The organism is Bradyrhizobium sp. BRP23 (genome assembly GCF_020194135.1).
Lineage (GTDB): Bacteria > Pseudomonadota > Alphaproteobacteria > Rhizobiales > Xanthobacteraceae > Bradyrhizobium > Bradyrhizobium yuanmingense.
In genome coordinates, this window is sequence record NZ_JADYVW010000016.1 from 14,404 (window position 1) to 40,402 (window position 25,999).

General features: G+C 65.0%; 25 protein-coding genes and 1 tRNA gene. 12 read left to right on the forward strand and 14 right to left on the reverse strand.

Annotated elements, in window-relative coordinates:
• Positions 1-110: 110 nt before the first annotated feature.
• Positions 111-1,076 (reverse strand): YiiX/YebB-like N1pC/P60 family cysteine hydrolase, encoded by a 966-nt coding sequence (locus tag I6F24_RS31150; RefSeq protein WP_074447580.1) that lies wholly within the window; start codon positions 1,074-1,076, stop codon positions 111-113.
• A gap of 189 nt (positions 1,077-1,265) precedes the next feature.
• On the opposite strand from I6F24_RS31150, the gene I6F24_RS31155 reads away from it, so the two are divergent.
• Positions 1,266-2,654, forward strand: coding sequence for an NAD(P)/FAD-dependent oxidoreductase (locus I6F24_RS31155; protein ID WP_036024359.1), 1,389 nt, complete (start codon positions 1,266-1,268; stop codon positions 2,652-2,654).
• A 190-nt stretch (positions 2,655-2,844) separates the two neighbouring features.
• On the opposite strand, the gene I6F24_RS31160 is transcribed toward I6F24_RS31155, so the two are convergent.
• From I6F24_RS31160 to rpmI, 5 genes are all read right to left on the reverse strand, one after another.
• A complete protein-coding gene (locus I6F24_RS31160; RefSeq protein WP_074447579.1) occupies positions 2,845-3,615 on the reverse strand; it encodes a sulfite exporter TauE/SafE family protein in 771 nt (256 codons plus the stop codon).
• A complete protein-coding gene (pheT, locus tag I6F24_RS31165) occupies positions 3,612-6,020 on the reverse strand; it encodes a phenylalanine--tRNA ligase subunit beta (RefSeq protein ID WP_036024377.1) in 2,409 nt (802 codons plus the stop codon). Before pheT ends, I6F24_RS31160 begins: the two co-directional genes overlap by 4 nt.
• Entirely contained in the window at positions 6,017-7,099 is a 1,083-nt protein-coding gene (pheS, locus tag I6F24_RS31170) for a phenylalanine--tRNA ligase subunit alpha (protein ID WP_036024378.1), read from the reverse strand. Before pheS ends, pheT begins: the two co-directional genes overlap by 4 nt.
• Positions 7,100-7,313: 214 nt before the next feature.
• The gene (rplT, locus tag I6F24_RS31175) at positions 7,314-7,673 is read right to left on the reverse strand and encodes a 50S ribosomal protein L20 (RefSeq protein WP_027550107.1); all 360 of its coding nucleotides are present in this window, start codon (positions 7,671-7,673) and stop codon (positions 7,314-7,316) included.
• Between the two features lie 79 nt (positions 7,674-7,752).
• Positions 7,753-7,953, reverse strand: a complete 201-nt coding sequence (gene rpmI, locus I6F24_RS31180; RefSeq protein ID WP_008539890.1) for a 50S ribosomal protein L35 — start codon at positions 7,951-7,953, stop codon at positions 7,753-7,755.
• A 275-nt stretch (positions 7,954-8,228) separates the two neighbouring features.
• Between rpmI and I6F24_RS31185 the strand changes: the two genes are divergently transcribed.
• A complete protein-coding gene (locus I6F24_RS31185) occupies positions 8,229-8,624 on the forward strand; it encodes a hypothetical protein (RefSeq protein WP_036024380.1) in 396 nt (131 codons plus the stop codon).
• Between the two features lie 68 nt (positions 8,625-8,692).
• On the opposite strand, the gene infC is transcribed toward I6F24_RS31185, so the two are convergent.
• Positions 8,693-9,232, reverse strand: a complete 540-nt coding sequence (gene infC, locus I6F24_RS31190; RefSeq protein ID WP_074447655.1) for a translation initiation factor IF-3 — start codon at positions 9,230-9,232, stop codon at positions 8,693-8,695.
• Between the two features lie 251 nt (positions 9,233-9,483).
• Between infC and I6F24_RS31195 the strand changes: the two genes are divergently transcribed.
• Entirely contained in the window at positions 9,484-10,272 is a 789-nt protein-coding gene (locus I6F24_RS31195; RefSeq protein WP_036003334.1) for an alpha/beta hydrolase, read from the forward strand.
• A 194-nt stretch (positions 10,273-10,466) separates the two neighbouring features.
• Entirely contained in the window at positions 10,467-10,934 is a 468-nt protein-coding gene (locus tag I6F24_RS31200) for a nuclear transport factor 2 family protein (protein WP_036024382.1), read from the forward strand.
• Between the two features lie 129 nt (positions 10,935-11,063).
• Here the strand turns inward: I6F24_RS31200 and I6F24_RS31205 are convergent, their stop codons facing one another.
• The 3 genes from I6F24_RS31205 to I6F24_RS31215 form a co-directional block, all read right to left on the reverse strand.
• Positions 11,064-11,861: an acyl-CoA thioesterase domain-containing protein gene (locus tag I6F24_RS31205; RefSeq protein WP_036024383.1), complete on the reverse strand. Its 798-nt coding sequence runs from the start codon at positions 11,859-11,861 to the stop codon at positions 11,064-11,066.
• A 181-nt stretch (positions 11,862-12,042) separates the two neighbouring features.
• Positions 12,043-13,218, reverse strand: a complete 1,176-nt coding sequence (queG, locus tag I6F24_RS31210) for a tRNA epoxyqueuosine(34) reductase QueG (protein ID WP_036024385.1) — start codon at positions 13,216-13,218, stop codon at positions 12,043-12,045.
• Positions 13,167-13,859, reverse strand: a complete 693-nt coding sequence (locus I6F24_RS31215) for a glutathione S-transferase family protein (protein WP_036024387.1) — start codon at positions 13,857-13,859, stop codon at positions 13,167-13,169. The genes queG and I6F24_RS31215 overlap by 52 nt, the downstream gene beginning before the upstream one ends.
• 169 nt (positions 13,860-14,028) lie before the next feature.
• Here I6F24_RS31215 and I6F24_RS31220 point away from each other — a divergent pair, with 169 nt between their 5' ends.
• The 3 genes from I6F24_RS31220 (at position 14,029) to I6F24_RS31230 (ending at position 17,080) form a co-directional block, all read left to right on the forward strand.
• Positions 14,029-14,835: an undecaprenyl-diphosphate phosphatase gene (locus I6F24_RS31220; protein ID WP_225151954.1), complete on the forward strand. Its 807-nt coding sequence runs from the start codon at positions 14,029-14,031 to the stop codon at positions 14,833-14,835.
• A 175-nt stretch (positions 14,836-15,010) separates the two neighbouring features.
• Positions 15,011-16,336 carry an FAD-binding oxidoreductase gene (locus I6F24_RS31225; protein ID WP_036024419.1) on the forward strand — a complete coding sequence of 442 codons (1,326 nt, stop codon included), beginning with the start codon at positions 15,011-15,013 and terminating at the stop codon, positions 16,334-16,336.
• 3 nt (positions 16,337-16,339) lie between these two features.
• The gene (locus tag I6F24_RS31230) at positions 16,340-17,080 is read left to right on the forward strand and encodes an SDR family oxidoreductase (protein ID WP_036024388.1); all 741 of its coding nucleotides are present in this window, start codon (positions 16,340-16,342) and stop codon (positions 17,078-17,080) included.
• 186 nt (positions 17,081-17,266) lie between these two features.
• Here I6F24_RS31230 and I6F24_RS31235 read toward each other — a convergent pair whose 3' ends face one another.
• Positions 17,267-18,232: a complex I NDUFA9 subunit family protein gene (locus I6F24_RS31235; RefSeq protein ID WP_036024389.1), complete on the reverse strand. Its 966-nt coding sequence runs from the start codon at positions 18,230-18,232 to the stop codon at positions 17,267-17,269.
• Positions 18,233-18,383: 151 nt separating this feature from the next.
• Between I6F24_RS31235 and I6F24_RS31240 the strand changes: the two genes are divergently transcribed.
• Positions 18,384-18,470, forward strand: a tRNA-Leu gene (locus I6F24_RS31240).
• A 156-nt stretch (positions 18,471-18,626) separates the two neighbouring features.
• Here I6F24_RS31240 and I6F24_RS31245 read toward each other — a convergent pair.
• From I6F24_RS31245 to I6F24_RS31255, 3 genes are all read right to left on the reverse strand, one after another.
• A complete protein-coding gene (locus I6F24_RS31245) occupies positions 18,627-19,124 on the reverse strand; it encodes a DUF1311 domain-containing protein (RefSeq protein ID WP_225151956.1) in 498 nt (165 codons plus the stop codon).
• A 294-nt stretch (positions 19,125-19,418) separates the two neighbouring features.
• Entirely contained in the window at positions 19,419-20,372 is a 954-nt protein-coding gene (locus I6F24_RS31250) for a tripartite tricarboxylate transporter substrate binding protein (protein WP_050995914.1), read from the reverse strand.
• 186 nt (positions 20,373-20,558) lie between these two features.
• Positions 20,559-21,824 (reverse strand): MFS transporter, encoded by a 1,266-nt coding sequence (locus I6F24_RS31255; RefSeq protein ID WP_036024395.1) that lies wholly within the window; start codon positions 21,822-21,824, stop codon positions 20,559-20,561.
• A gap of 307 nt (positions 21,825-22,131) precedes the next feature.
• On the opposite strand from I6F24_RS31255, the gene I6F24_RS31260 reads away from it, so the two are divergent.
• The 4 genes from I6F24_RS31260 (at position 22,132) to I6F24_RS31275 (ending at position 25,848) form a co-directional block, all read left to right on the forward strand.
• Positions 22,132-23,409, forward strand: coding sequence for a UbiA family prenyltransferase (locus I6F24_RS31260; protein WP_036024420.1), 1,278 nt, complete (start codon positions 22,132-22,134; stop codon positions 23,407-23,409).
• Positions 23,410-23,615: 206 nt separating this feature from the next.
• Entirely contained in the window at positions 23,616-24,230 is a 615-nt protein-coding gene (locus tag I6F24_RS31265) for a ribonuclease D (protein ID WP_225151958.1), read from the forward strand.
• Between the two features lie 164 nt (positions 24,231-24,394).
• The gene (gene lptC, locus I6F24_RS31270; protein WP_036024399.1) at positions 24,395-25,126 is read left to right on the forward strand and encodes an LPS export ABC transporter periplasmic protein LptC; all 732 of its coding nucleotides are present in this window, start codon (positions 24,395-24,397) and stop codon (positions 25,124-25,126) included.
• Positions 25,127-25,131: 5 nt separating this feature from the next.
• Positions 25,132-25,848: an LptA/OstA family protein gene (locus tag I6F24_RS31275; RefSeq protein ID WP_036024401.1), complete on the forward strand. Its 717-nt coding sequence runs from the start codon at positions 25,132-25,134 to the stop codon at positions 25,846-25,848.
• The last annotated feature ends 151 nt before the right edge of the window (positions 25,849-25,999 follow it).

The window sequence follows — 25,999 nt, forward strand, 5'->3', positions numbered from 1 at the left end:
AAGTCTCGTAGGGTGGGCAAAGCGGAGCGTGCCCACCGTCGGTCAGTGATCGCGCCCGAACGTGGGCACGGCGCTTCGCGCCTTTGCCCACCCTACGAGACCGTGCGAACCTAAGCCGTCTTCTCCCGCGCCCGCGCGCGATACATCGCGAGCTCGCTCAGCTGCACGAAATGCTCGGAGAAAGCCACACTGGCTCGCGCAGGCGGCGCGCTCACTTCTTGAGCCGGAATTTCACCCGACGTCGCTTCGTCAGCCGCTTCAGGAGCGAGCGGCGGCGCCACGAGCGCTTCTGGAAACACACTGAATGAGCCCGCCACCTCCTCGAGCGGCTTCTGCTTGTCGGCCCAGTGCAAGGCGGTGTAGTCGAACCCGTGCACGATGGTGGGTTTGACGACTTCGAAATAGGGCGAGATGTCGAAGTCGCGGGGCATGTAGAGCGAGGAATCGCGGATGTGCAGTATCTCGCGCCGTGCGGCGCGGCTGCCGGCCTTGGTGATCTTCGGCAGGATCGGGTAGCGCACGGCGTCGAAGGCCTGCGCGATCAGCGCCGAGCAGATGATCTTGGTCGGGTCGCCCGAGCCGATCGCGATCATGCGTCGGCGCCAGCGCTGCGGTATCGGCAGCGGGAACAGATAGCGCATGAGGTCGACGATGTTCTTGGTGTCGTAGCCGAAGCCGATGCGGTTGATCGCATAGCGGCACACCGTGGTGCGATCCTCATAGGACAGCCCGACCGGGCGGCAGACGCGGGTGTGATAGGGGAAATATTTCGACAGCGGCGCCGAGGTGACGCCCTCGCCGATATTGGCCTCGATCAGAACATGCGGCTCGCCATTGGACTCCTCTGCCCCATCGATCGGACCGACATAGAGCGCGGCGTGCGACCAGGTCGACTGCGTCAAGTATTTGATGATGCCGGAGATGCGGTTGTTGCCCTCGACCAGCAGCACGTCGCCGGGCTCGATGATGCCGCGCAGATGCTCGGGGTCGCTCGGCGTGAACGGCTCATAGCCCGGCACCTCCTTTGAGAGGTACGCGGCAATCACCTTGCCGACAGAATCCAGGACCGTCCCCATCTCAACCCCCCACGGCCTTTTCCGGCCGTCTTTTTCCCTTCTCTATCATGGTCGAAACGTGTTGCAATTCGGTTCATCACTCTGTGAGATCAAGCATGGTTGATTCACCATCCTGGTTGCTGCGCAACATCGGATACGGCAAGGTTCGCGGGCTGTTCACGTTCGCCGCAAGTCCCCGGAAACCATGACATGACAATCACGCGCCGCGGCTTTCTTTCGGCGTCGGCGGCCCTTGCGGCGATGCCGGTGCTGCGCGCATCGGCCGCGCCCCTGCCGCGCGAGGCTGATATCGTCGTGATCGGTGCGGGGGCGGCGGGAATTGCCGCGGCGCGGCGTATCTTGGCAACGGGCCGCAAGGTCATCGTGGTGGAAGCGGCCGCGCAGGTCGGCGGCCGCTGCATCACCGACAGCACCACCTTCGACACGCCGTTCGACCGGGGCGCGCGCTGGATGTACAATCCCGACACCAACCCGATGATCCGGCTGGCGCGCAGTGCCGGGCTGGACGTGCTGCCGGCGCCCTCGGGCCAGAAGATGCGCATTGGCCGCCGCAACGCGCGCGCGGGCGAGACCGAGCAATTCCTGGCCGCCCTGGTGCGCGTCAACCGCGCCATCGACGAGGCCGGACGGGGCAAGCTCGACACCTCCTGCGCATCGGTGCTGCCGAAGGATCTCGGCGACTGGGCCGGCGCGGCCGAGTTCATGCTGGGCGCGAGCTTTGCCGGCAAGGACCTGAAGGAGCTGTCTGCCATCGACAAGGGACGCGCGCAGGACCGCAACGCGGCGATCGCCTGCCGCCAGGGCCTGGGCACGCTAATCGCCAAGCTCGGCGAGCAGGCGCCGGTGGCGCTGTCCACACCAGCGAGCCGCATCGCCTGGAGCAACCGCGACGTCAGCGTCGAGACGCAAGCCGGCAAGATCGCCGCGCGCGCCGCCATCGTCACGGTCTCGACCAATGTGCTGACATCGGGCGCGATCAAATTCGCGCCCGACATTCCCAAGCGGACGCTGGATGCGGCATCGAAGCTTAGCCTCGGCAGCTACGATCGTATCGTGCTGCAGCTGCCGGGCAATCCCCTCGGCCTGTCGCGCGACGACATCCTCATCGAGCAGAGCAACTCGACCCGCACGGCGCTGATGTTAGCCAATATCGGCGGCTCCTCGCTGTGCTCGATCGATGTCGGCGGCTCGTTCGGCCGCGATCTCGCCGAGCAGGGCGAGAAGGCGATGGTGGCTTTCGCCAGGGAATGGATCACGAAGCTGTTCGGCAGCGAGGCCGCTTCCGTGGTGCAGAAGACCAGCGCCACGCGCTGGAACGCCTCGCCCTACGTCATGGGCGCGATGTCGGCAGCCTCGCCGGGCGGCCAGCTGTCGCGAAGGACCCTGGCCGAGCCGATCGGCAATGTGTTCCTCGCCGGCGAAGCCACGCACGAGACGCTCTGGGGCACCGTCGACGGCGCCTGGGAAAGCGGCGAACGCGCCGCGGACGCCGCCTTGCGCAAGATCGGCGCGCTGAAGGACGAGCCGGCCGACGTGCCGACGCAGTCGACGAAGAAGCGGCGCGTGCCGAAGCAGTAAGACGATCAAGCCGCGATAAATTCCACTGTCGTCCGGACAGGCGCAGCGAAGCGGAGCGCAGATTCGGGACCCATACTCACAGGGAGTGGTTTGGCGAAGACTCGGAGTTGCCACCTTGCCCCATAACCACTCCCCGGGGTTATGGGTCCCGGGCTCGCGCTACGCGCGCCCCGGGACGACAGCGGAGATGTTATCGCAGCACGCCATCCAGCACCGGCAATCCAAAGATCACCGCCATCGCAATCAGCGCGTAGCAGATGCCGCGAAACACCTTCTCGCTGGCGCGGCCGAACAATGAGCTGCCGAACGCAACGCCAACCGCATAGACCGGGCCGACGATCAGCGACAGCACCAGCGATTCGCGGCTGATCAGGCCGGTCGCCGCGTAGCTGATCATCGAGAAGAAATCCGAGGCGCCGAAGAACAGCACGATGTTGGCGCGCGCGACCATCGGCGCGATCGGGCGGCCGAGCCAGTAGCCGACGATCGGCGGGCCGCCGGTTTGCGCGAGCCCGCTGCAGAAGCCGGAGAGGCCGCCGATGCCCACCGACAGCCAGGCATGGTCCTTGCCGCGATAGCGCCAGCCCGACAGCAGCAGAAGGAGCAGCGCCGCTACGAAGCAGGAGATGATCCAGCGCGTGGTAACGGGTTCGAGCACGCTGAGGAAATAGGTGCCGATGGGTACGCCGATCAGCGCGCCCAGCACTATCACGGCCGTGGCCTTGCGATCGGCCTTCCGCCATGCATCCGGCAGCAGCGGCGCGGCTGCGACGAAATCGATGACGAGAAGCAGGGCAGCAACGAGCCGCGGTGCCGCGATGCTGCTCGCCAGCGGCATGAAGATCAGCGCCGAACCGAAGCCGGAGAAGCCGCGCGCTGTGCCCGAAACGAAAGCGACGGCGCAGAGCGCCGCCGCGATCGTGAGGCTGACGTCCTTCGGAAGGAAGTCAGCAGGACTCATCCGCGCAACGTGCCGCCGGTCTTCTTGGTGACCTCGGCCACGATCTTCGTGGCGACGGCCTCGATCTCCTGATCGGTCAGGGTTTTCTCGCGCGGCTGCAGCGTGATCGCGATCGCGATCGACTTCTTGCCGTCATCGATGCCCTTGCCTTCGTAGATATCGAAGACATTGACGCCGGTGATCAGCTTCTTGTCGACGCCTTGCGCCGCGCGAACGATGTCGCCGGCCTTGACGGCGCGGTCGACAATGAAAGCGAAGTCACGCGACACCGGCTGGAACGCCGAGAGCTCGATCAAGGGCTTGGCGCGCGTCGGCTTCTTCTTCGCCTCGGGGATGCGGTCGAGGATCACCTCAAAGACGACAAGCGGCCCGTCGGCGCCGAGCGCCTCGAGGGCTCTCGGGTGCACTTCGCCGAAATATCCGAGCACGTTCTGCGGCCCGATCTGGATCGTGCCGGAGCGACCCGGATGCAGCCAGCCGGGACCACCCGCCACGATCTGCAGCGCCTGCATCGGCGCGCCGGCCACCGCCAGCACCGCCAGCGCATCGGCCTTGGCGTCGAACACGTCGGCCTGCGCCGAGCCGGTCCAGTGCCGGCCGAGCCCTTCGGACGAAGCAAGGCCGCGGCGCACGCCACTCGCCGCCATGAACTGGTCCTGCGGGAGATCGCCCTTGAACACCTGGCCGACCTCGAACAGCGCGACATCGCCGAAGCCGCGATCGGCATTGGCCTGCGCCGCCGCGATCAGGCCGGCCAGCAGGGTCGGGCGCATGTCGGAGAGATCCGAGGCGATCGGGTTGGCAACCTCGAGCTCGCGCTGTCCGCCGCCGAACAATTCGGCCGCAGATTTTGCGATGAACGACCAGGTCACGGCTTCGACCATGCCGCGGCTCGCGAGCGCGCGCCGCGCGCGGCGGTTGCGCAGCTGCAGCGGCGTCAGCACCGGCTTGCGCGGCTCGTCGCCGCGCTCGAACGGCGTCATCGGCACCTTGTCGACGCCGAAGATGCGGACGATCTCCTCGACGATGTCGGCCTTGCCGTGCACGTCGGAGCGCCAGGACGGCACCGCGACCTTCACCACCGGGCCGGGACCCGCCATCATGAAGCCGAGATGGGTCAGGATGCGCTTCATCTCAACCTGCGGCACCTCAATGCCAGACAGGCGCTTGACTTCGGTGATCGGGAATTCGATCAGGCGGTCGTCGCCAAAGGTCTTGCCGACCAGGACGGTTTCAGAGGGCGCGCCGCCGCACATCTCCATCACCAGCTTGGTCGCGAGCTCGATGCCGGGCACCATGAAGGCTGGATCGACGCCGCGTTCGAAGCGGTAGCGCGCGTCCGAATTGATGCCGAGCTTGCGGCCGGTCTGGGCGATGTTGATCTCGTTCCACAGCGCCGATTCGATCAGCACGTCTGTGGTGTTCTCGTCGCAGCCCGATGCTTCGCCGCCCATGATGCCGGCGAGCGATTCGACGCCGTGCTCGTCCGCGATCACGCAAATGGCGGGATCGAGATTGTAGGTGCGGCCGTCGAGCGCCAGCAGGCTCTCGCCCTCGCGCGCGCGGCGCACGACGAGATTGCCCTTCACCTTCTTGGCGTCGAACACGTGCAGCGGGCGTGCGCGGTCGTAGGTCACAAAATTGGTGATGTCGACCAGCGCGTTGATCGGACGCAGGCCGATCGCGGTCAGCCGCTTCTGCAGCCATTCCGGTGACGGCCCGTTCTTGACCCCGCGCACGAGACGGAGCGCAAAGCCCGGGCACAGCGTGGCATCCTCGACCGTCACCTTCACGGGACAGGGGAATTCGCCCTTGACCGGCTTGATGGTGGGATCCTTGAACTTGCCCATGTCGGCGGCGGCGAGATCGCGCGCGATGCCGTGCACGCCGGTGCAGTCCTGCCGGTTCGGCGTCAGATTGATCTCGATGACGGGATCTCCGAGGCCGGCCCATTCGGCATAGGCAGCACCGATTGGCGCGTCCGCCGGCAATTCCATGATGCCGTCATGATCGTTGGAGATCTGCAGCTCGGCCGCCGAGCACAGCATGCCGCGGCTCTCGACGCCGCGGATGGTGCCGACACCGAGCGTGATATCCTTGCCGGGAATGTAGGTGCCGGGCGGCGAGAACACGCTGACGAGCCCGGCGCGCGCATTCGGCGCGCCGCACACCACCTGCACCGGCGCACCACCGTCGCCGGTGTCGACCATGCAGACGCGCAGGCGATCCGCATTCGGATGCTGCTCGGCCGAGATCACCTTCGCAATGGTGAACGGCTTCAGCGCCTTCGCCTTGTCCTCGATGTTCTCGACCTCGAGCCCGATCATGGTGAGCTTGTCGGCGAGTTTTTCGAGCGGCTCGTCGGTCTCGAGATGATCCTTCAGCCAGGAGAGGGTGAATTTCACGTGCTGAGCCCTCCGGCAAGCGTTGGCACTTCGAGCGGCTTGAAGCCATAGTGGCTCAGCCAGCGGACGTCGCTGTCGAACAGCTGGCGCAAATCGGCGATGCCGTATTTCAGCATGGCGATGCGGTCGATGCCCATGCCCCAGGCGAAGCCCTGGTGCTCGTCGGGATCGATGCCGCAGGCGCGCAGCACGTTGGGATGCACCATGCCGCAGCCGAGAATCTCGAGCCAATCCTCGCCCTCGCCGAAGCGGATCTCGCCCTTGTCGCGGCGGCACTGGATGTCGACTTCGAGCGAAGGCTCGGTGAACGGGAAGAACGAGGGCCGGAAGCGCATGTTGATGTGGTCGACCTCGAAGAACGCCTTGCAGAACTCGTGCAGGATCCATTTGAGATGGCCGAGATGCGAGCTCTTGTCGATGACGAGGCCCTCGACCTGGTGGAATTGCGGCGTGTGGGTCGCGTCCGAATCGATGCGATAGGTGCGGCCCGGGCAGATCACGCGGATCGGCGGCTTCTGGCTCAGCATGGTGCGCACCTGCACCGGCGAGGTGTGGGTCCGCAGCAGCATGCGCGAGCCGTCCTGCTTCGGATGGAAGAAGAACGTGTCGTGCATCTCGCGCGCCGGATGGCCTTCCGGGAAATTCAGCTTGGTGAAGTTGTAATCGTCGGTCTCGATGTCGGGGCCTTCGGCCACCGAGAATCCCATGTCGGCGAAGATGGTGGTGAGCTCGTCCCAGACCTGGCTCAGCGGATGGATGCGGCCGGCCTCAGCCGGCGCATCGCGCAGCGGCAGGGTCACGTCGACGGTCTCGGACGCCAGCCGCGCATCGAGCGCCGCCGACTTCAGCACGTCGCGCCGCGCAGCAAGCGCCTGGCTGACTTCGTCCTTGGCCTGGTTGATCGCCGCGCCTTGCGTCTTGCGCTCGTCCGGCGACATCTTGCCGAGCGTGGCGAGCAGCGCCGAGATCGAGCCCTTCTTGCCGAGGGCTGCAACACGCACGGCCTCGAGCGCGGCCTCGTCGGCAGCGGCGGCGATGTCGGCGATGATCTGGGCTTGGAGCTGGGCAAGATCGGTCATGGCAATCCCTTTTGGCCAGGATGCTGAGCCGATGATCCTAGCCCGTCACGCCCGGCCAAAAGCGCGAAGCGCATCTTCGCGTTAGATTCGCCGGGCATCCACGTCGGAGAAGTGTATGCGCGAGAGATGACGGCCGGGGCGATGAACGCGCGACACGCGCCTCTGCCCGGGCCATCACAAGCTGAACGCTGCGCAAGTCGCGCAGTGGGGCGGCTTACGCCGCCAGCGCGGCTTTGGCCTTCTCGGCGATCGCTTGGAACGCGGCGGGCTCGCGGATCGCGAGATCCGACAGCACCTTGCGGTCCACGGTGATGCCCGACTTGGCAAGGCCGTCGATAAATCGGCTGTAGGTCAGGCCGAACGGACGGACCGCGGCGTTGAGGCGCTGGATCCAGAGCGCGCGGAAGGTGCGCTTGCGACGCTTGCGGTCGCGGAAGGCGTATTGCTGGGCCTTCTCCACGGCCGGCTTGGCGGCGCGGATGGTGTTCTTGCGGCGGCCATAGAAGCCCTTGGCGGCCTTGTAGACTTTCTTGTGCTTGGCGTGGGCGGTCACACCGCGTTTGACGCGAGACATGACGAGATCCTTCAGAGATGACTTGGTTATCGGATCGCCGCGGGATGCGCGGCAGAGGTGGCAATGATCGTGGACCCGATCAGGCGTTCGGCAAGAAGTACTTCTTGACGTTGTCGCCGTCGGTCTTGAACAGCACGCGGGTGCCGCGGAGCTGACGGATCTGCTTCTTCGTCCGCTTGATCATGCCGTGACGCTTGCCGCGCTGGGCGTGCATCACTTTGCCGGTGGCAGTCACCTTGAAGCGCTTTTTAGCGCCCGATTTGGTCTTCAGCTTGGGCATTTGGCTCTCCTAATGGCCACAGAGATCCGCCCGCGAAGGCGGCTGGACCGTCAAAAATGCTCGTTAGAGCGTTGATTGTGCTCAAGTTTTGCGAACAGGCGCGAAACCCGCACGAGACACCGCCACGGCAGCCCGTAAATCAGCCGGGCGGTGAAGGCTGGGCTTATGACAGAGGACAGGCCAATTGGCAACGATGAACCGCCGCAACCTGCCCGCCGACTATTGAACGCTGCCACCCCTCATGTCCAAGCCTTCTCGCCTGAAGCAGGTCCAAAATGGCTCATTTCCCGCAACTTCTGATTTCATTCGCCCGCCCGCGCCCTCTGGCGCTGTTCGCCGTGCTCGCCGCGGCTGCGCTGCCACAGGCGGCTGACGCCCGCGCCGGCGGCTATGACGGCATCTGGAACGTCACCTTCGCCACCACCCGCGGCAATTGCAGCTCGGGCTACAGCGTTCCCTTCACCGTGACCGGCACCCGCGTCTCCTCCGCCGGCGGCGGCCGGGTCTCGGGCCGGGTCAACCGTTCCGGCGCTGTCGCCGTGCAGGTCTCGGTCGGCGCCTCCCACGCCAGTGGCGGCGGCCGGCTCGCCGGCGTGAACGGCGCCGGGTCGTGGAAGGGAATTATCTCCGGCGACCAGTGCAGCGGAACCTGGCAGGCGACGAGGACCTGACACACAAAACGGCCCGCCGGGGATCCGGACGGGCCGTTGAAATTCTCGAGGTCCTAAAGCGTTGCGCGTCAGCGCGGCGCCAGCACCATTACGACCTGGCGACCTTCGAACCGCGCGTCCTGCTCGACCTTGGCGAGCTCGGCGACGTCGGTCTTGATCTTGTCGAGCAACTTGGTGCCGATCTCCTGGTGCGCCATTTCGCGGCCGCGATAGCGCAGCGTGATCTTGACCTTGTCACCCTCTTCGAAGAAGCGCTGCATCGCGCGCATCTTCACGTCGTAATCGTGGTCGTCGATCATCGGACGGAGCTTGATCTCCTTGATCTCGACGGTCTTCTGCCGTTTGCGGGCTTCCGCGGCTTTCTTCTGAGCGGAATACTTGTACTTCCCGTAATCCATGATCTTGCAGACGGGAGGGCTGGTATTCGGCGAAATCTCGACCAGGTCCATCCCGACTTCCTGCGCCATGCGGATGGCGACGACGGTCTCGACCGTGCCTTTGTTGTCACCGGTCTGGTCGATCAGCTGGATCTGCGCATTGCGGATATCATCATTGATGCGCGGCCCGTCTTTGCTGGCAGCGGGCGGAGCTTTATTAGGACGGCGAATGGGTGGTTCTCCAAAGTTGTGAAAGAAGCGGCTATTTTGAAGGAAGATGCGTTTGCCGGCAAGCAAGTCGCTGGTGCGAGGCGCGAAAAACCCTCAAATGCGATGCATTTTGGTCACGGCCCTCGGCACGCTGACCGACATAGACACCTTGCCTCTGTTCCGCAAGCGTCCCAAAGGACCAATACCGATGCCGGTCGTGCTTTCGGAACAGGTCCGGACAGCTCAAACCGCACAATCAGAGTAAACGTTCCATGACCGACGCAATTCCCGATGCCGCGCTTGAATTCATCGATGTGGGCGAAGGGCCGTCCGCCCGCAGGATCGCGGTGCGCCGCCGTCCTGGGAAAGGCCCCGGCCTGGTCTGGCTCGGCGGATTCAAGTCGGACATGCAGGGCGGCAAGGCCGTGGCGCTGGATGCCTGGGCCCACGAGCGCGGCCGCGCAATCGTTCGCTTCGACTATTCCGGCCACGGCGAATCCAGCGGCGATTTCGCCATGGGGACCATCGGCAGCTGGCTCGAGGACAGTGTTGCGGTGTTCGAACGCTTCTGCGACGGCCCGCAAATCCTGATCGGCTCGTCGATGGGCGGCTGGATGGCGCTGCTGCTCGCGCGCGAGATCAAGAAGCGTGCCGGCAAAGCGTCGCTCGCAGGGCTCGTCCTGATCGCGCCGGCGCCCGATTTCACCGAAGAGCTGATGTGGAAGAATTTTTCGCCCGCAGTGAAGAAGGAGATCGAGACCAAGGGCTTCTGGCTGCGCCCATCGGAATATGGCGACGGCTCGCCCTATCCGATCACGCGGAACCTGATCGAGGAGGGACGCAATCACCTCGTGCTGGGCAGCGCCATCGATCTCGGCTGCCCCGTCCGCATCCTGCAAGGCGCGAAGGACCCTGATGTGCCCTGGCAGCACGCGTTTGCGCTGACTCATCGCCTGCCGGCCGACGACGTCGTGCTGACCATGATCCAGGACGGCGATCACCGCCTGTCCCGCCCGCAGGACATCGCGCGCCTTCTTGCGGCGGTGGCTGAGATCGGGTGATGTGTCATCTTCCTTCTCCCCTTGCGGGAGAAGGTGGCTTCGCGAAGCGAAGTCGGATGAGGGGTTCTCTCCACGGGCCCGAATGAGAGTTGGACTCGCGGAAGCAACCCCTCACCCGAACGAAATGCGCGTCAACGAGCGGAGCTGGCCTCTCCCGCAAGGGGAGAGGGCATAACAACTGGGAGGCAACGCCAATGACCACCACCGCCATGCTGCGCGCCTTCTGCGATGCCGTCGAGCAGCGCAACGGCGAAGCCTTCGCCCAGCTGTTCACCGAGGACGGCGTCTATCACGATGTCTTCTACGGCGCCTTCGCCGGCCGCGCGAAGATCGCCGCGATGATCGACGACTGGTTCTACCGCACGGCGACCGATTTCCGCTGGGACATGCATGATCCCGTCACCGACGGCACCACGCTCTATGCGCGCTACACCTTCAGCTATAGATCGACCCTGCCGGAAGCAAACGGCGCGCGGGCGATGTTCGAGGGCGTTGCGATCATGACGCTGAAGGGCGGCAGGATCGCGAGCTATCACGAGGTCGCCAACACCGCGCCGGCGTTCGTCGATTTGAACTTCGCCCCGGAGCGGATCGCGAAGATCGTCGCCAAGCAGGGTGCCGAACTGAAGGCGCGGCCGGAGATGCAGCGGCATTTGGACTAGGTCGTCATTCCGGGGCGCGCGAAGCGCGAACCCGGAATCCATTTCAACTCTTGGCCTGCGGCCCGATGGATTCCGGGTCTGCGCCTGACGGCGCATCCCGGAATGACGACCGGAGAGAGGCGCGCGCTCCTACCGCTTCGACGGATTCACCATCGGCTTGCGCTGCGCCAGCGCGGCCACCGTCGCGGTGCCGATCGGACCCTGTTCGTCATAGAGCCAGCATTCGCCGATCGCGACACCGTCGGTGGCGTGGTGGTTCACCACCTCGAAGCCGATCCACTCCGTCGCCGGCAGGCGGTGCAGATAGATCGTGACATCGCTGTTGATGTAGCCGAGCCCCTGGTCGCCGGCATTGGCAAACGGGCTCGCAAAATCGGCGCCGGTGGCGACGCGGACGAACGGCGTCATCGGGGTGCCCGCGACGAGCTCACGCACCTCGCTCATCCACAATCTGCGCGGGCCGAGCGAGCCCATATGGCCGACGATCGGGCGTGTCGCCCATTTGCCGTTCATGCCGAGCCTGGGATCGGTCGGCTTGGGGATCTCGGCCGGCTTCGGTGCGTCCCAGTTCGGCGGCGACCAGACATTGCCATCGGGATTTTGCGTCTTGCGCAGCAGCTGGCACGAGGCGCGCGCCATGCTGACCCCGCCGGAAAAGAACTCCGCTTCCACCACGCGGATGCGCATGCCGTCGCGCACCAGCCGCGTCGTCACTTCGATCGGCTTGTCGATAGTCGGCAGCCGGAACATGTCGACCGTGAGCCGCGCCGGCACGAATTCGGGCCCGGAATGGCGCTCCTCGATGACGAAGCCGAGCAGTCCGACGATGACGCGTCCGTGCAGCGATTTCGGATCCCATGGACCGTTGGCGACTTCCGTCGGATGGAATGTATCGCCGTCGCGGGTGAAGAAAGGCATGCTTGTCATGACGCGCGAGATTGCGGGAATGGGCGGGGAAATCAAGGGTGGTGAGAGCATGTGCCAGCCACAACATGAGTGTCATCGCCCGGCTTGACCGGGCGATCCAGTACTCCGCGGCAGTTGTGATTGAATCGATAGGCCGCGGCGCACTGGATTCCCCGCCTTCGCGGGGAATGACTACGGTGAGCTAGGAAGCGGCGCGCCACTCCTTGCGCACACTCTCGTCGTGCTCGTTACTGATCGCAGCACCCTTCATCGCCTCAAACTCTTCGCGCGCCAGCAACTGGCCCAGCGCCCACACCGCCGCGCCGCGCACCAGCGGACTTGCGTCATCCAACAATCGCCGCGCCGCCTCAGCCAGCGCCACCTCGCCTGAGTTGCCGATCGCAATCAGCACATTGCGCACGAACCGGTCGCGGCCGATGCGCTTCACCGGCGATTTCGTGAACAGCGCACGGAATGCCGCGTCGTCCAGCCGTGCCAGCTCAGCGAGCGAGGGCGCGCGCAACTCGTCGCGCGCGGCGAGTTTTGCCTCACGCCCCTCTTGCGCAAACTTGTTCCAGGGGCAGGCGGCAAGGCAATCATCGCAGCCATAGATGCGGTTGCCGATGCTCTTGCGAAACTCGTGCGGGATCGGGCCCTTGTTCTCGATGGTCAGATACGAGATGCAGCGCCGCGCATCTAGCTTGTAGGGCGCTGGAAACGCCGCGGTCGGGCAGATGTCGAGGCAGGCTCGGCACGAGCCGCAATGATCGATCTCGGGTTCGTCGCGCGGCAGCTCCAGCGTGGTGTAGATAGCGCCGAGAAACAGCCACGAGCCGAACTCGCGCGAGACGAGATTGGTGTGCTTGCCCTGCCAGCCCAGATGCGCGGCCTGCGCCAGCGGCTTCTCCATCACTGCCGCGGTGTCGACGAACACCTTCACCTCGCTCGGCGCGGTCGCGACCAGCCAGCGCGCCAGCGCCTTCAGCCGCTTCTTGATGAGGTCGTGATAGTCGTCGCCTTGCGCATAGACCGAGATCGCCGCGCGCGCGCGCTGCTTCAGGATCGCGAGCGGATCGGAGTCGGGACCGTAATTGACGCCGAGCATGATCACGCTGCGCACATCGGCCCACAGCCCGCGCGGGTCGACGCGGCGCTCCGGCTGGTTCGCAAGCCAATCCATGTCGCCATGGCCGCCCGAGGCGATGAATTCGAGGAAGTATTGTCCGGCCGCATCGATCGAGCCCGGCGCGGTGACGCCGATGCAGTCGAAGCCGAGCGCGTGCGCTTCGCGCGCCAGCGCCGCCTTCAGTTCAGTCGGGTCGCAGCTCAGAAATCCAGGTCCACATAGGTCCGCGACGCCGGCACGCCGGCCAGCCATTCGCTGAGGAGCGGACGGAACGACGGGCGGGATTTCACCCGCGCGTACCACGCCTTTGCTGCGTCGTCCTCGCTCCATGGCACGTCGCCCAGATAGTCGATCGCCGAAAGGTGCGCCGCGGCGGCGAGATCCGCGTAGGTGAGCCGGTCGCCGGCGAGGAAGTTGCGGGTCTGCGCCAGCCAGCCGATATAGGCCAGATGATAGCGCACATTGGCCTTCGCTGCGCGCATCACGTCGGCCGAAGGCGGCCCGCCGCCGTTCTCCTCGCTCATGAAGCGCTTGTAGATGCGCTCGGTGACGAGTGGATGCGAGACTTCCTCGAAGAACTTTTCGTTGAACCAGGCCATCAGCCGGCGCACCTCGACACGCTCGGCAAGCGTCTCCGGCATCAGGCGCTTGGGGCCCATCCCGGCCCCATAGGCCTCATCGACATATTCGGCGATGATGGCCGCGCCCGGAATCGGCGGCTGCTCGTCGTCCACCAGCACGGGCGTGGTGCCGGCCGCATTGAGCAGCAGAAACGCCTCGCGCCGCTCCCAGCTGCGCTCCTCGATCAGCTTCAGGTCGAGCCCGTATTCACCCGCGATCAGGCGAATGAAGCGCGAATGCGGACAGAACGGATGATGAAACAGCGTAAACATGAAGCCTTTGACTATGTGATGGTGCTTAAGAATCCATCAATGTTTGTGCGGCGCCACACTAGTCCTTCAAAACCTCGAAGCAAGGGCGTGATTCGGCATTTTGCGATTGCGGCATGGGGTCGAATAGGCGAGAAGAGCCCCGCTTTTCCAGCCGAAATGGACCGTAAATATGTCAGACGCTATACGGGCAGTGATCCTCGGCATCATCGAGGGCGTGACCGAGTTCCTTCCCGTATCCTCGACCGGTCACCTCCTGATCGCCGAGCGCTTCTTTCATCTCGGAGAAGGCGCGTTCTGGGATTCGTTTACGGTTCTGATCCAGCTGGGCGCGATTCTCGCGATCGTGGGGCTGTACTTCCGCAAGCTGTGGGACGTCGTGATCGGCCTGTTCACGGGCGATGCCTATGCTCGCCGCTTCGTGATCGGCGTGCTGGTCGCATTCCTGCCCGCTGTCATCGTCGGCCTCATCGCCGGTAAGTACATCAAGCTCCTGCTGTTCAATCCGTGGGTCATCTGCTTCACACTGATCGTCGGCGGCGCCGTCCTGCTCTGGGTCGACAAGCTCGAGCTCAAGCCGCGCGAGTATGATGCCACCAGATTTCCGCTCTTGATGTATCTCTATATCGGCATCGCGCAGTGCGTGGCCATGATCCCGGGCGTGTCGCGCTCCGGCGCCAGCATCGTCGCCGCGATGTTGCTCGGAGCCGACAAGCGCGCGGCGGCGGAATTCTCGTTCTTTCTGGCGATCCCCACCATGATCGGCGCGTTCGCCTACGACTTCTACAAGAGCCGCGCCGAGATGACGATGGACCACATCAACATCGTCGCGATCGGCTTCGTGGTGTCGTTCATCACCGCGATCATCGTGGTGAAGACGTTTTTGACCTATGTCACCCGGCACGGTTTCCTGCTGTTCGCCTGGTGGCGCGTCATCGTCGGCACCCTCGGCCTGATCGCGCTGGCGCTGGGACGGTAGGCCCTTGGTCCGTAGCCCGGATGGAGCGCAGCGCATCCCGGTCCGTCATCACTTGGGGCACGATCCCGGAATACGCTGCGCTCCATCCGGGCTACGCTTTCAACGCAATATAAGCTTTTGATCGGTACTCAGTTTCGCAATGCCGGGCGGCGCGCCCGGCGCAGGAGCTGAGCCCATGACCCTCGTCAGCGGCTGGGGGCGCTTCCCGGTCGTCGATACCGAGATGCTGCGTCCGCGCGCGTTCGCGTCGGTAGCCGACGCCATCGTGTCCGGCACCGTGGCGCGCGGCAATGGCCGTGCCTATGGCGATGCCGCGATCGGGACCGTCACGACGTTGACGATGACGGGCTTCGACCGCATCAGGTGGTTCGATCCGGCGACCGGCCGAATCCGCCTCGAGGCCGGCGTGCTGCTCTCGGACCTGATCGAGACCTTCGGCCCGCGCGGCTTCCTGCCCTTCGTACTGCCCGGCACGCGTTTCGTGTCGGTCGGCGGCGCCATCGCCGCCGACGTGCACGGCAAGAATCACCATTGTGAAGGCGGCTTCGGCCGCTATGTCGACAGCATCCTGCTGCGCACGGGCGAGGGCGAATTGATCGAAGCCTCGCGCGAGCAGAACTCCGACGCATTCTTTGCGACGATCGGCGGCATGGGCCTGACCGGGGTCATCCTCGAAGCGACCTTGCGGCTGCGCAAGGTCGAAACGGGGTGGATCCGCGAGCGCGTGATCTCGGCATCCGACCTCGATGCCGCGATGCGCGCGCTCGATGCAGGCGATGCCGCGACCTATTCGGTGGCCTGGATCGATTGCGCCGCCCGCGGCAAGGATCTCGGCCGCTCGCTGATCTATCTCGGCGAGCACGCCGGCAAGGACGAGCTTCCTGCCGGCGCCGCGGCGTTTCCCGCCGGCAAGCATCCCGGTCTTGGCGTGCCCATCGATTTGCCCTCGATGACGCTGAACCGCTTCAGCATCCGCGTTTTCAACGAGCTGTATTATCGCATGGGCGCGCGCCGCGCCGGCGGCAGCCATGTGGTCTCGCTCTATCCCTATTTCTTCCCGCTCGACAGCCTTGCCGACTGGAATCGCATCTACGGCAAGCGCGGCTTTCTGCAGCATCAATGCGTGATACCCGAGAACGGCGCGCGCGACGTGCTCGGCGAGATTCTGGGTCGCGTCGCGCGGCGCGGCGATGCCTCCTTCCTCGCGGTGCTGAAGAAGCTCGGCGAGGGCGAGGGCATCCTGTCGTTTCCGCTGCCCGGCTACACGCTGGCGCTGGATTTCCCTGTGCGCGGCGACATCCTGAATTTTCTCGACGAGATCGACCGTCTCGTTGTCGCGGCCGGTGGCCGGCTCTATCTTGCCAAGGATGCGCGCCAGTCGCGCGAGACGCTCGAAGCCGGCTATCCCGCCCTGCCGCGCTTCAACGCGATCCGCAAAGCGCTCGACCCTGCCGGCAACATCCGCTCCAAGCTTTCACAACGTCTGTTCGATGAGGTCTAGGCCGTGACGTCGCGCAAGTCTGTACTGGTGCTGGGCGGCTCATCCGACATCGGCCGCGCCACGGCGCGCGCCTTTGCCAAAGCGGGATACGATGTGGGGCTCGCCGGCCGCGACGTCGGCGCGCTGGAGCCTGACGCCGCCGATCTTCGCGCGCGCTACGATGTCGAGGTCGGTGTTCACACATTCGACGTGCTCGACACCGCCTCATTCGAGGGCTTCGTCGCCGGCCTGGCCGCGCTGCCCGATGTCGTCATCTCGATCGTCGGCCTGCTTGGTGTGCAAGAGAGCGCGCAGAGCGATCTCGCCCAGGCCACCGCGATCATGCGCTCCAACTACGAAGGTCCGGCGCTGATCCTCGGCCTGTTCGCGGAGAAGTTCTTGGGCCGCGGCAGCGGCACGCTGGTCGGCGTGTCCTCGGTCGCCGGCGATCGCGGCCGCGCCTCCAACTATGTCTATGGCTCGGCCAAGGCCGGCTTCTCCGCCTTCCTGTCCGGCCTGCGCGCCCGCGCCAGCCGTGGCGGCGTGCACGTCGTCACGGTCAAGCCCGGCTTCGTCCGCACCAGGATGACCGAAGGCATGAAGCTGATCGGCCCGCTCACCGTCGAAGCCCCCGTCGTCGGCGCTGAGATCCTTCGCGCCGTCGAGAGCAAGACCGACATCGTCTATGTCAGCGGCAGATGGCGTCTCGTGATGCTGATCATCAAGACGCTGCCGGAAGCGGTGTTCAAGAAGCTGAAGTTTTGAAAGTCGTGTAACAGGCCAGTCTTCGTTCCAGCGACAGTGCACCCCCTCGCCCCGTTCTTACGGGGAGAGGGTTGGGGTGAGGGGTCTCTCTCCGCACGAGCGGTCTTCGAGAGACCTGTACCCCTCACCCGGATTGCTGCGCAATCCGACCTCTCCCCGCAAGCGGGGCGAGGTAAAGAAGATCCCTCACACGCTCATGCGCTGGAACTGGCCCTGCGGGCGGAAGCGCCAGAGATATTGCGGGGCGATCGCTTCCAGCGAGTCGGCCTGGATGCCGAGGCCTTCCAGCGTCAGCCCGGCCGCCTTCGCCGCGTCCGACACGATATTGTCGCGCTCGAGCAGCGTGACCTGGTCCGGCGTCAGCTTGAACGCGCCCGGCGCGAATTGCAGGAAGTTGGCCTGGAAGCGGGCGAGGCCGAATGTCAGCGGCACCAGCATGCGCTTGCGGTCGGTGATTTCGAGGATCGCCTCGATGATCTCGCGCATGGTCAGCACTTCCGGCCCGCCGAGCTCGTAAGTGGCGCCCGCCTTGGCCTTGCCGTCGGCCGCATCCGCGATCGCGCTGGCGACGTCGCCGACATAGACCGGCTGCATCTTGGTCTCGCCACCGATCAGTGGCAGCACCGGCGACATCCGGGCCAGCGCGGCAAAGCGGTTGGTGAACTGGTCCTCGGGGCCGAACATCACGGAGGGGCGGAAGATCGTGGCGGAGGGAACCGCGGCCAGGACCGCGGCTTCGCCGGCCGCCTTGGCCCTGGCATAGCGTGAGGGCGACTGCGCATCGGCCCCGATCGCCGAGACATGCACCAGCGCGCTACCTGCGGCGGCCGCCGCCTTGGCGACGGTCTCGGCGCCCCTGGCCTGGACGGCGTCAAACGTCTGCCCGCCGCTCTCGGTGAGCACGCCGACCAGATTGATCACGACATGCGAATCACGCAGCGCCGCCTTGACCGAGGCCGGATAGCGCAGATTCGCCTGCACGGTGTGAATCTGCCCGACCCGGCCGAGCGGCTGCAGGTATCCGGCGAGTTCCGGCCGCCGCACCGCAACCCGAACCCGGTAATCCCGCTTGCACAGGGCGCGGACGACGCTGCGGCCCAAAAACCCAGATCCGCCGAAAACCGTGACCAGCGTGTCCAGATTCGATGCCATGGGAGCCATTCCTGCGGAAAAGAGTGCGTCTTGTCAGGCTTGTATCGGGCCGGTTTGCGATGCGCAATCGGCATCCCGACCCCGGCCTCACGCATGAATTGACAACGGCGTCACCGAACCGTAGTAACCGCCTCCGTGCCCCAAACGGCATGCCCAGGTGGTGGAATTGGTAGACGCGCTGGCTTCAGGTGCCAGTGGCTTAACGGCCGTGAAGGTTCGAGTCCTTTCCTGGGCACCATCCCCTGCTCAAGCGATTGAAATCGCTCATCCGCAGGACATCGAGCTGCTGACCGGTCCGCGACACCGAAGCACGGCGCTCATGGCGCCGAATGGCCGTCGTCGCCACGTCGGAAGGTGCCGGCAAGGCCGGTGACCCGAGCCCCCCTAGGAAGCCTCAGTGCTCGTTGACCGCAGCGCCCAGCTTGATCAGGCTCAGCGAGCGGTTCGCGGTCTCGCGCAGGCGGCAGTAGCTCGCGCCGCCCCGGTACATGCCGGGGTCGACGTTGTCGAAGACCGCGCAGAGGCGATCACCCGAGGCGGCGAAAACTTTCTGCGAGTCATTGACGGCCTTGATCGCGTCGGCGAACCCGCCGGCCTGAACCTTCTTCAGCGCCCCACTGGTTTTCTGCGTCCAGACGGCGAGTTCGCGCGCCGCGCAGGCCTTCCATCTGGCGACATCGTCATTCGCGCCCTCTGCCGCCTTGATGCAGGGGTCGGCGACGAGCCCGACGCAGGCGCTGCCGAAACCGCCGGTTTTCTCCACCTTCTTCAGGCAGGCATCGATCACGGCAAGGTCGGCTGGCGCGGTGCTCTGGGCGGTGTCTTGGGCGAAAGCCATCGATGCCAGCGGGAGGCCTGCGGCGAGAATCGCGGCGGCAAGCTTGAATTTCACGGGAGATCTCCGTTCGGCGCATCGATGCAACCTTGGTCACCGGAGGCCCGGCGTGGGTTCACCCGAATGTGGAGCAGGAGCCGTTCCTCACACCACCTTCTTCCCGGTCCGCTCCGCCACCGCCTTCTGCACGTCATATCTGGAAACCATCTGGTGGCTCCGCAACGACGACCGTGCATTTGACACGCCGGCAGACGCCCGGAGTGTCGCCATGATCCGCTCAATGTCGGCTGGGCGCCGAATACGGAGAGCCACGACGAGCAAAGCGGGCTGGGCTACTAGGCCGCGACGCGGCTAATCCGACGGCTTGACGCCGAGATCGCCCAGGATGCGGAGCATCACGTCGCTGTCGCGCTTGAAGATCCGATTCGTCGTTTCGAAATCGGCCGGCGATGACAGGATGAAGTTGTTCAGCATCTGCTGAACTTTCGGATCGGTTCCGGCTTGGATCAGCAGCGGCGAGAGGCGATCGACGATATCCCGCGGCGTGCCGGACGGCACCGCAAACGTGGTGAAGGGACGCAGATTGTAGAAGTCGCCGACGGCGCCTTGCTCGGTCATGGTCGGCGTGTCCGGATGGGGCGGCAGACGGGTGCCGACCACGCCGATCAGGTTGCCGGTGCCGGCCTGGATGACGGGCGCGGCTGCGGCATAGCTCCCGGCGGCGCCATCAAGCGTCTGTCCGGCGACGTCATTCCACATCGGCGCCTCGCCGCGATACTGGATGACCTGAACCTTTATGCCGTATTGCTTGGCGATCGTCTCGATCAGGACGTGCGGCGTCGAGCCCACGCCGTAGGATCCCCAGTTCACGCTGCCGACTTTCTTGCAGTATTCGATGAACTCGCGCAGGTTGGTCGCACCGGTCTTCTTCGCCGCCACGACCGGACCGCCAGCGCCGATGACCATCGTCAGATAGGTAAAATCATTTTCGGGATCGTAGGGCAGGTCTCTTACCGTGACGCGGTTCTGGATCAGCGACGACGAGATCGTGCACAGGATGGTGGTGCCGTCCGGATCGGCGCGTTTCGCTTCTGCCACGCCGATGACGCCGCCGGCGCCGCCCTTGTTCTCGACGATGACCGGCTTGCCCACCTGCCGCGCCAGGAAGTCGCCGAACGCGCGCGCGATGCCATCGGTCTGGCCGCCCGGTGGATAGGGCACGATGATCCTGATCGATTTGGACGGCCACGCGGATTGCGCCTCGGTCCTTACAGCCGGCGCGCACAACGCGACGGCCGAACCCATCACGAATGTTCGTCGTGTCAGCTTTCTCATTTCCCGCCCTTGGTCTTGTTTCTTGTCGAGTCGCGAGGACCGATCGGATAAAACTAGCGAAGAACGTGGCTGCGTGACGTGTGGCACTGTGTCCACCACAAAGCAGGTGACTTCCATCGCGCGGAAAACGAATTCGCACGGCGGCTCCTCTCCCCCTCACACCACCCGCTTCCCCGTCCGCTCCGCCACCGCCTTCTGCACGAAGTACATCATCACCAGCGTGATGATCGTCGTGGTCACGACGACGTAGCCGATCCGGTCGAAATGGAGTAGCGCGCCGTCCGCGCCTTGGGCGATGATCGCGCTGGCGAGCACCGAGCCGAGCCCGCCGGACAGTTGCTGGAGCGAGGCGCTGACCGCGCTGAACGAGCCGCGCTGGCCGGGCTCCGGGATCGCCGACATCAGCGCCTGCGAGGGGATCATGCGCGAGAAGATGCCGACGAACATCAGCACGTTGACGATGATTGCGGTCGCGAGCGAGACGTGGCCGAGATGGGTGTAGATCAGCACCATGAGGACGGTCATGGCGCAGCCGAACACGAAGGTCGGATATTTGCCGAACGCGTCGCTGGCGCGGCCGACCAGCGGTCCCGTGACGATGCTGAACAGGCCGGAGACGAGATAGATCGTCGGCAGATGCGTGATGTCGATGCCGAGATTGTGCACGGTGTAGGCGCTGGAGAACGGCATCAGCATGTAGCCGCCGGTCGCCAGCAGCGTCGTGACGGCGAAGGCGAGCGTGTAGCGCGGCTCACCGACCGTCGCGACCAGATGGCGGAACGGGTTTCTGTCCTGCTTCAGCTTCAGATGCGCGTCGACCGGCTCCATGGCAAAGGCGATGATGGCGATCGTCACGATCGACAGCACCACGATGGCGATGAAGCAGACATGCCAGCTCCAGTAATTGGCGAGAAACAGGCCGGCGGGAATGCCGAGCACCTGGCTGGCGGCGAACGCCGTCTGGATGATTCCCATCACGCGGCCGCGCATCTGCAACGAGAACAGGTCGGTGATGATGGCGAGCACGACCGCGCCGATCACGCCGCCGAACAATCCGGTCACGATCCGGCCGATCAGCAGCACATGGTAGTTCGGCGCCACCGCGCACAACAGCGTGCCGAGCGTGAAGCCGACATAGAAGAACAGCAGGAGGCGCTTGCGATCGAAACGATCGGCAAAGCCGGCGGCGAGGATGCCCGATAGTCCCGCACTGAACGCGTAGGCCGATACGGCGACGCCGAACTGCCCCGCCGTGATGCCGAGCGCGGGCATCAGGATAGCGCCGAGCGGCGACATGATGATGAAATCGAGGATGATCGTGAACTGCGTCAGCGCCAGCAGCGCGATGAGGAGCGCCTGGTAGCGCGAAAATCCGCGCGGACGCTGGTCGTCGATCGGCGCAGCGAGCGTTGGTTCGGTCATGGCACCTGATCCAGGGTGGGCCCCCGGGGAGGGAAATTGGCAGATAGGGTGGGCCGGGACGATATCCACGGCGCGCGAAGCAAAAGTTCTGACGGTACAGGAAGCTCGCGCCGGATTGTGGGATCCGGGCAACAGCGCCTCGGGCGGAAGCCGCCCCCATCTCTCCAGGTGAATTAAGCCGCCTTTAGTGAATGTTCCCATAGGGTTGGCCGTCCAATTTCCTGCTCCCCCGGCCGAATGCCGGTCATGTCACGGCAAGTCAGAGCGTTTTCGGATGGAGCAGCGTGCCTCCCAGTATGATCCTCGCGTGTCCGAGCCGTCGCCGGCCCGGACCCTCGTCATCGACCTCGAAGGCGCGCTGCTGCGTTCCGAACTGCTGATGGAGGCGCTGTTCTCCAGCCCCGGCCGCATGCTGGCGCGCTTCGGTGCGGGCGGACGGGCGGGGATGGCGGCGCTCACGGCGATCCTGGCGCGAGGCGAAATCGACTACGCCCATCTGCCCTATGATTCCGATGTGATGAACCGGGCGCTGGCGGCACGGGCGCGCGGCGAGAAGATCTATCTCGTCGCGGATCGGCTCGCCGCTCATGCCGCGGCGATCTCAGCGCATCTCGGCTTCGATGGCGTCGTCACGCACGCCGATCTCGCGGCGGGGCGCGTGCCGTTCGATTGTGCCTCCATCACGCGCATCGAAAATGGCGAGGTCCGCAGAGCCGGCCTCGCCACCTGGGTGAAAGCGCTGCGGGTTCATCAATACGCCAAGAACACGCTGGTGTTCGTGCCTGCGCTCACGGCGCATCAGCTGAACCTTTCGACCCTCGGCTACGCGCTGCTCGCATTCCTGGCGTTCTCGGCCTGCGCCTCGGGCGCCTATCTGATGAACGATCTGCTCGATCTCGCCGCCGACCGGCAGCATCCGAGCAAGCGCCACCGCGCGCTCGCAGCCGGCGATTTGCCGATCTCGTCGGCGCTGTCGGCCATTCCTGCATTGTGGTTGTTCGCGCTTGCCGCCAGCCTCTGTATCTCGCCGCTGTTTCTCGGCGTGCTCGGCCTCTATCTCGCCACCACGATCGCCTATTCGCTCGTGCTCAAGCGCAAGATGCTGGTCGACATCGTCACGCTCGCCGGCCTCTACACGCTTCGCATCGTCGCCGGCGCAGTCGGCGTCGGCGTGGTGCTGTCGGAATGGCTGTTGATCTTCTCGCTGTTCGTGTTCACCTCGCTCGCCCTGATCAAGCGCTTCAGCGAGCTCAGCATGCGCGAGAGCGTGGGCCTCGCCGATCCCTCCAACCGCGACTATCGCGTCACCGACCTTAACGTCATCGCCGCGATGGCGGCGGCAAGCGCCATGAACGCGGTGACCGTGTTCTCGCTCTACGTCTCGTCCTCGGCGGTGACGCCGCTCTACAGCCGCCCCTGGATGCTGTGGCTGCTCACACCGCTGCTGCTGTACTGGTTCGGCCGTGCTCTGATGATGGCGCATCGCCGCGAGATGCCGGACGATCCGATCCTGTACGCGTTCCGGGACGGCCCCAGCCGCACCGCAGTCGCGGCGATGATCTGCATTATGCTCGCTGCGATCTGACGGCCGTAAGGTCACGGCCGCTTGCGTGACCTGTCGCGACTGGCTACATCGCGATCCATTCGACTAAAGCGCGATGCGATTAAGATGAATCGTCATCGCGCTTTAGGTTATTGATTGAGCATGATCTTTTCGGAAAACCGCTGCACACTTTTCCGGATCATGCTCTAGCCTATGATATCGACGCACCGATTCGACCCGAGGGTTTCATGACCGTACGCCTGCACCGCGGCGACCTGCCCGACCTGTCCCGCTACACCGGAGCGGTGGCGATCGACACCGAGACTATGGGGCTGAACCCGCACCGCGACCGGCTCTGCGTGGTGCAGCTCTCGCCGGGCGACGGCAGCGCCGACGTGGTGCAGATCCCCAAGGGCCACACCGACGCGCCGAACCTGAAGGCGCTGCTCGCCAATCCGGCGGTCACGAAGATATTCCACTTCGCGCGGTTCGACGTCGCGGTGCTGTACCAGACCTTCGGCGTCATGACCGGGCCGATTTATTGCACCAAGATTGCGTCCCGCCTGACCCGCACCTACACCGACCGCCACGGCCTCAAGGACCTCGTCCGCGAGGTGCTCAACATCGACCTCTCCAAGCAGCAGCAGTCCAGCGACTGGGGTTCCGACAGCCTGAGCGAGCCGCAGCTCGCCTACGCCGCCTCCGACGTGCTGCATCTGCATGCCTTGCGCGACCGACTGGACGCCATGCTGGTGCGGGAAGGCCGCAGCCAGCTGGCGCAGGCCTGTTTCGACTTCCTGCCGACCCGCGCCCTGCTGGACCTCCAGGGCTGGGCGGAAGAGGACATTTTCGCGCACTCCTGAAGGCCCCCCGTGGCGGTTGGCCCGGGATTGCCGCCCCGTTTCGGACACTTTCGTAACGGCCTGTCGCCGGCTGCATATTTGGGCGGCGCCGGATAGAATGGGGTGCGCCCCCTCGACCGGACAAGGCGAGCGATACGTCAGGAGACAGGTAAGCAGGAACCCCGGTGAATTCGGCCCAGAACCCCACCTACGACGCCGCGCTTGCGGCGAAGTTTGCCAGCGCGGCGCGCCACAGCCGCCTGGTGCGGATTCTGCGTATCGCGGTCCCGGGTGCTGTAGTGCTGTCCATGGCTGTCATCATCGGCGTCTCGATCTTCAATCCGTTCCGCATGCTGATGCCGAAGCTGCCGCTCGACTCCGGAAATCTGGTGGTGTCGGGCACCAGGATCACGATGGAATCGCCGCACCTCGCCGGATACACGCCGGACCAGCGGCCCTATGAGCTCTGGGCCAAGACCGCGACGCAGGACATCACCGATCCCGATCATGTCGATCTCAATGACCTGCGTGCGAAAGTGCTGATGGAGGACAAGTCGACCCTGTTCCTTGATGCCCGCACCGGCCGCTTCGACAACAAGCAGCAGCAGCTCGATCTGCGCAAGGACATCTTCCTGCGCACCTCGACCGGCTATGAGGCGCGGCTCAATTCCGCCTTCGTCGACATGGGCAAGGGCACGGTCTCCTCGGACGAGCGCGTCGACGTCAAGCTGACCAACGGCACGCTGAGTGCGGATCGCCTGCGAATTACCGAAGGCGGCGACGTCATCCGCTTCGAGGGCAATGTGGTGATGCATCTGGACAAGCTGGATGAACCCGCCGCTGCTCAGCCTGGACCAACCGAGCCTGCGCCGACGAAGACGCGCACGCCTCAGAACAAGTCTGCCAATTCGAAGTGATTTTCATGATGAAGTTCTTCTCGCGCAACGACAACAGGCGCAGCGCGATCGTCAGCGCAGCCGCGCTTGCCTTTGGTGTCTTGATCGCATCCGGTGAAGGCCGCACGCAGAGTTCGGCGACTGCGCCCAACAACGCGCTGCAGGGCTTTACGCAAAACCGCGATCAGCCAATTCAGATCGAAGCGGCCTCGCTCGAGATGCGCGACAAGAAGAAGGAGGCGACCTTCTCCGGCAATGTGAAGGTCGTGCAGGGCGACACCACCATGACCTCGAAGACGCTGGTGGTGTTTTACGATTCGGGCGGCGGCGACAAGCCGGCCGCGCCGCAGCCTGCGGCGAAAGCGACCAAGAGCGCGCCGATGCAGTCGGCGCAGCCGGGTCCGGGCGGCAGCTCCTCGATCAAGCGGCTCGAGGCGCGCGGGAATGTCGTGGTCACCCAGAAGGACCAGGTGGTGACGGGGGAGACCGCCGTGTTCGACACCAAGACCAACCTGATCACCATGTTCGGCGGGGGCTCGGGCCAAGTCGTCATGACCCAGTGCAAGAACGTCATGCGGGGCGATCGGCTGACTGTCGATATGACGACCGGCGTGTCACGTGTGGAATCCGACAGCGGCCGGGTTCAGGTCCTGCTGCCGCAGGGCTCCAGCAACGATTGCGGTTCGGGCAAGCCCGGCGGCGCGCCGCCTTTGCAGTTACCCGGTGCAAGTAAACCAAAATGAATTCAACGGCTTGGTTCGGATGCGGCCGAACCGAGGGTTGAAGCCTGCCCGGCGAGCCTGTATCTAGCGCGCAGGGCTTTCGAAGCGGGGTCCGCCGCTTTTCGGGCGTGTTTCACTGGGCATGAGACATTCCTTCACCCATGCTGCGTCG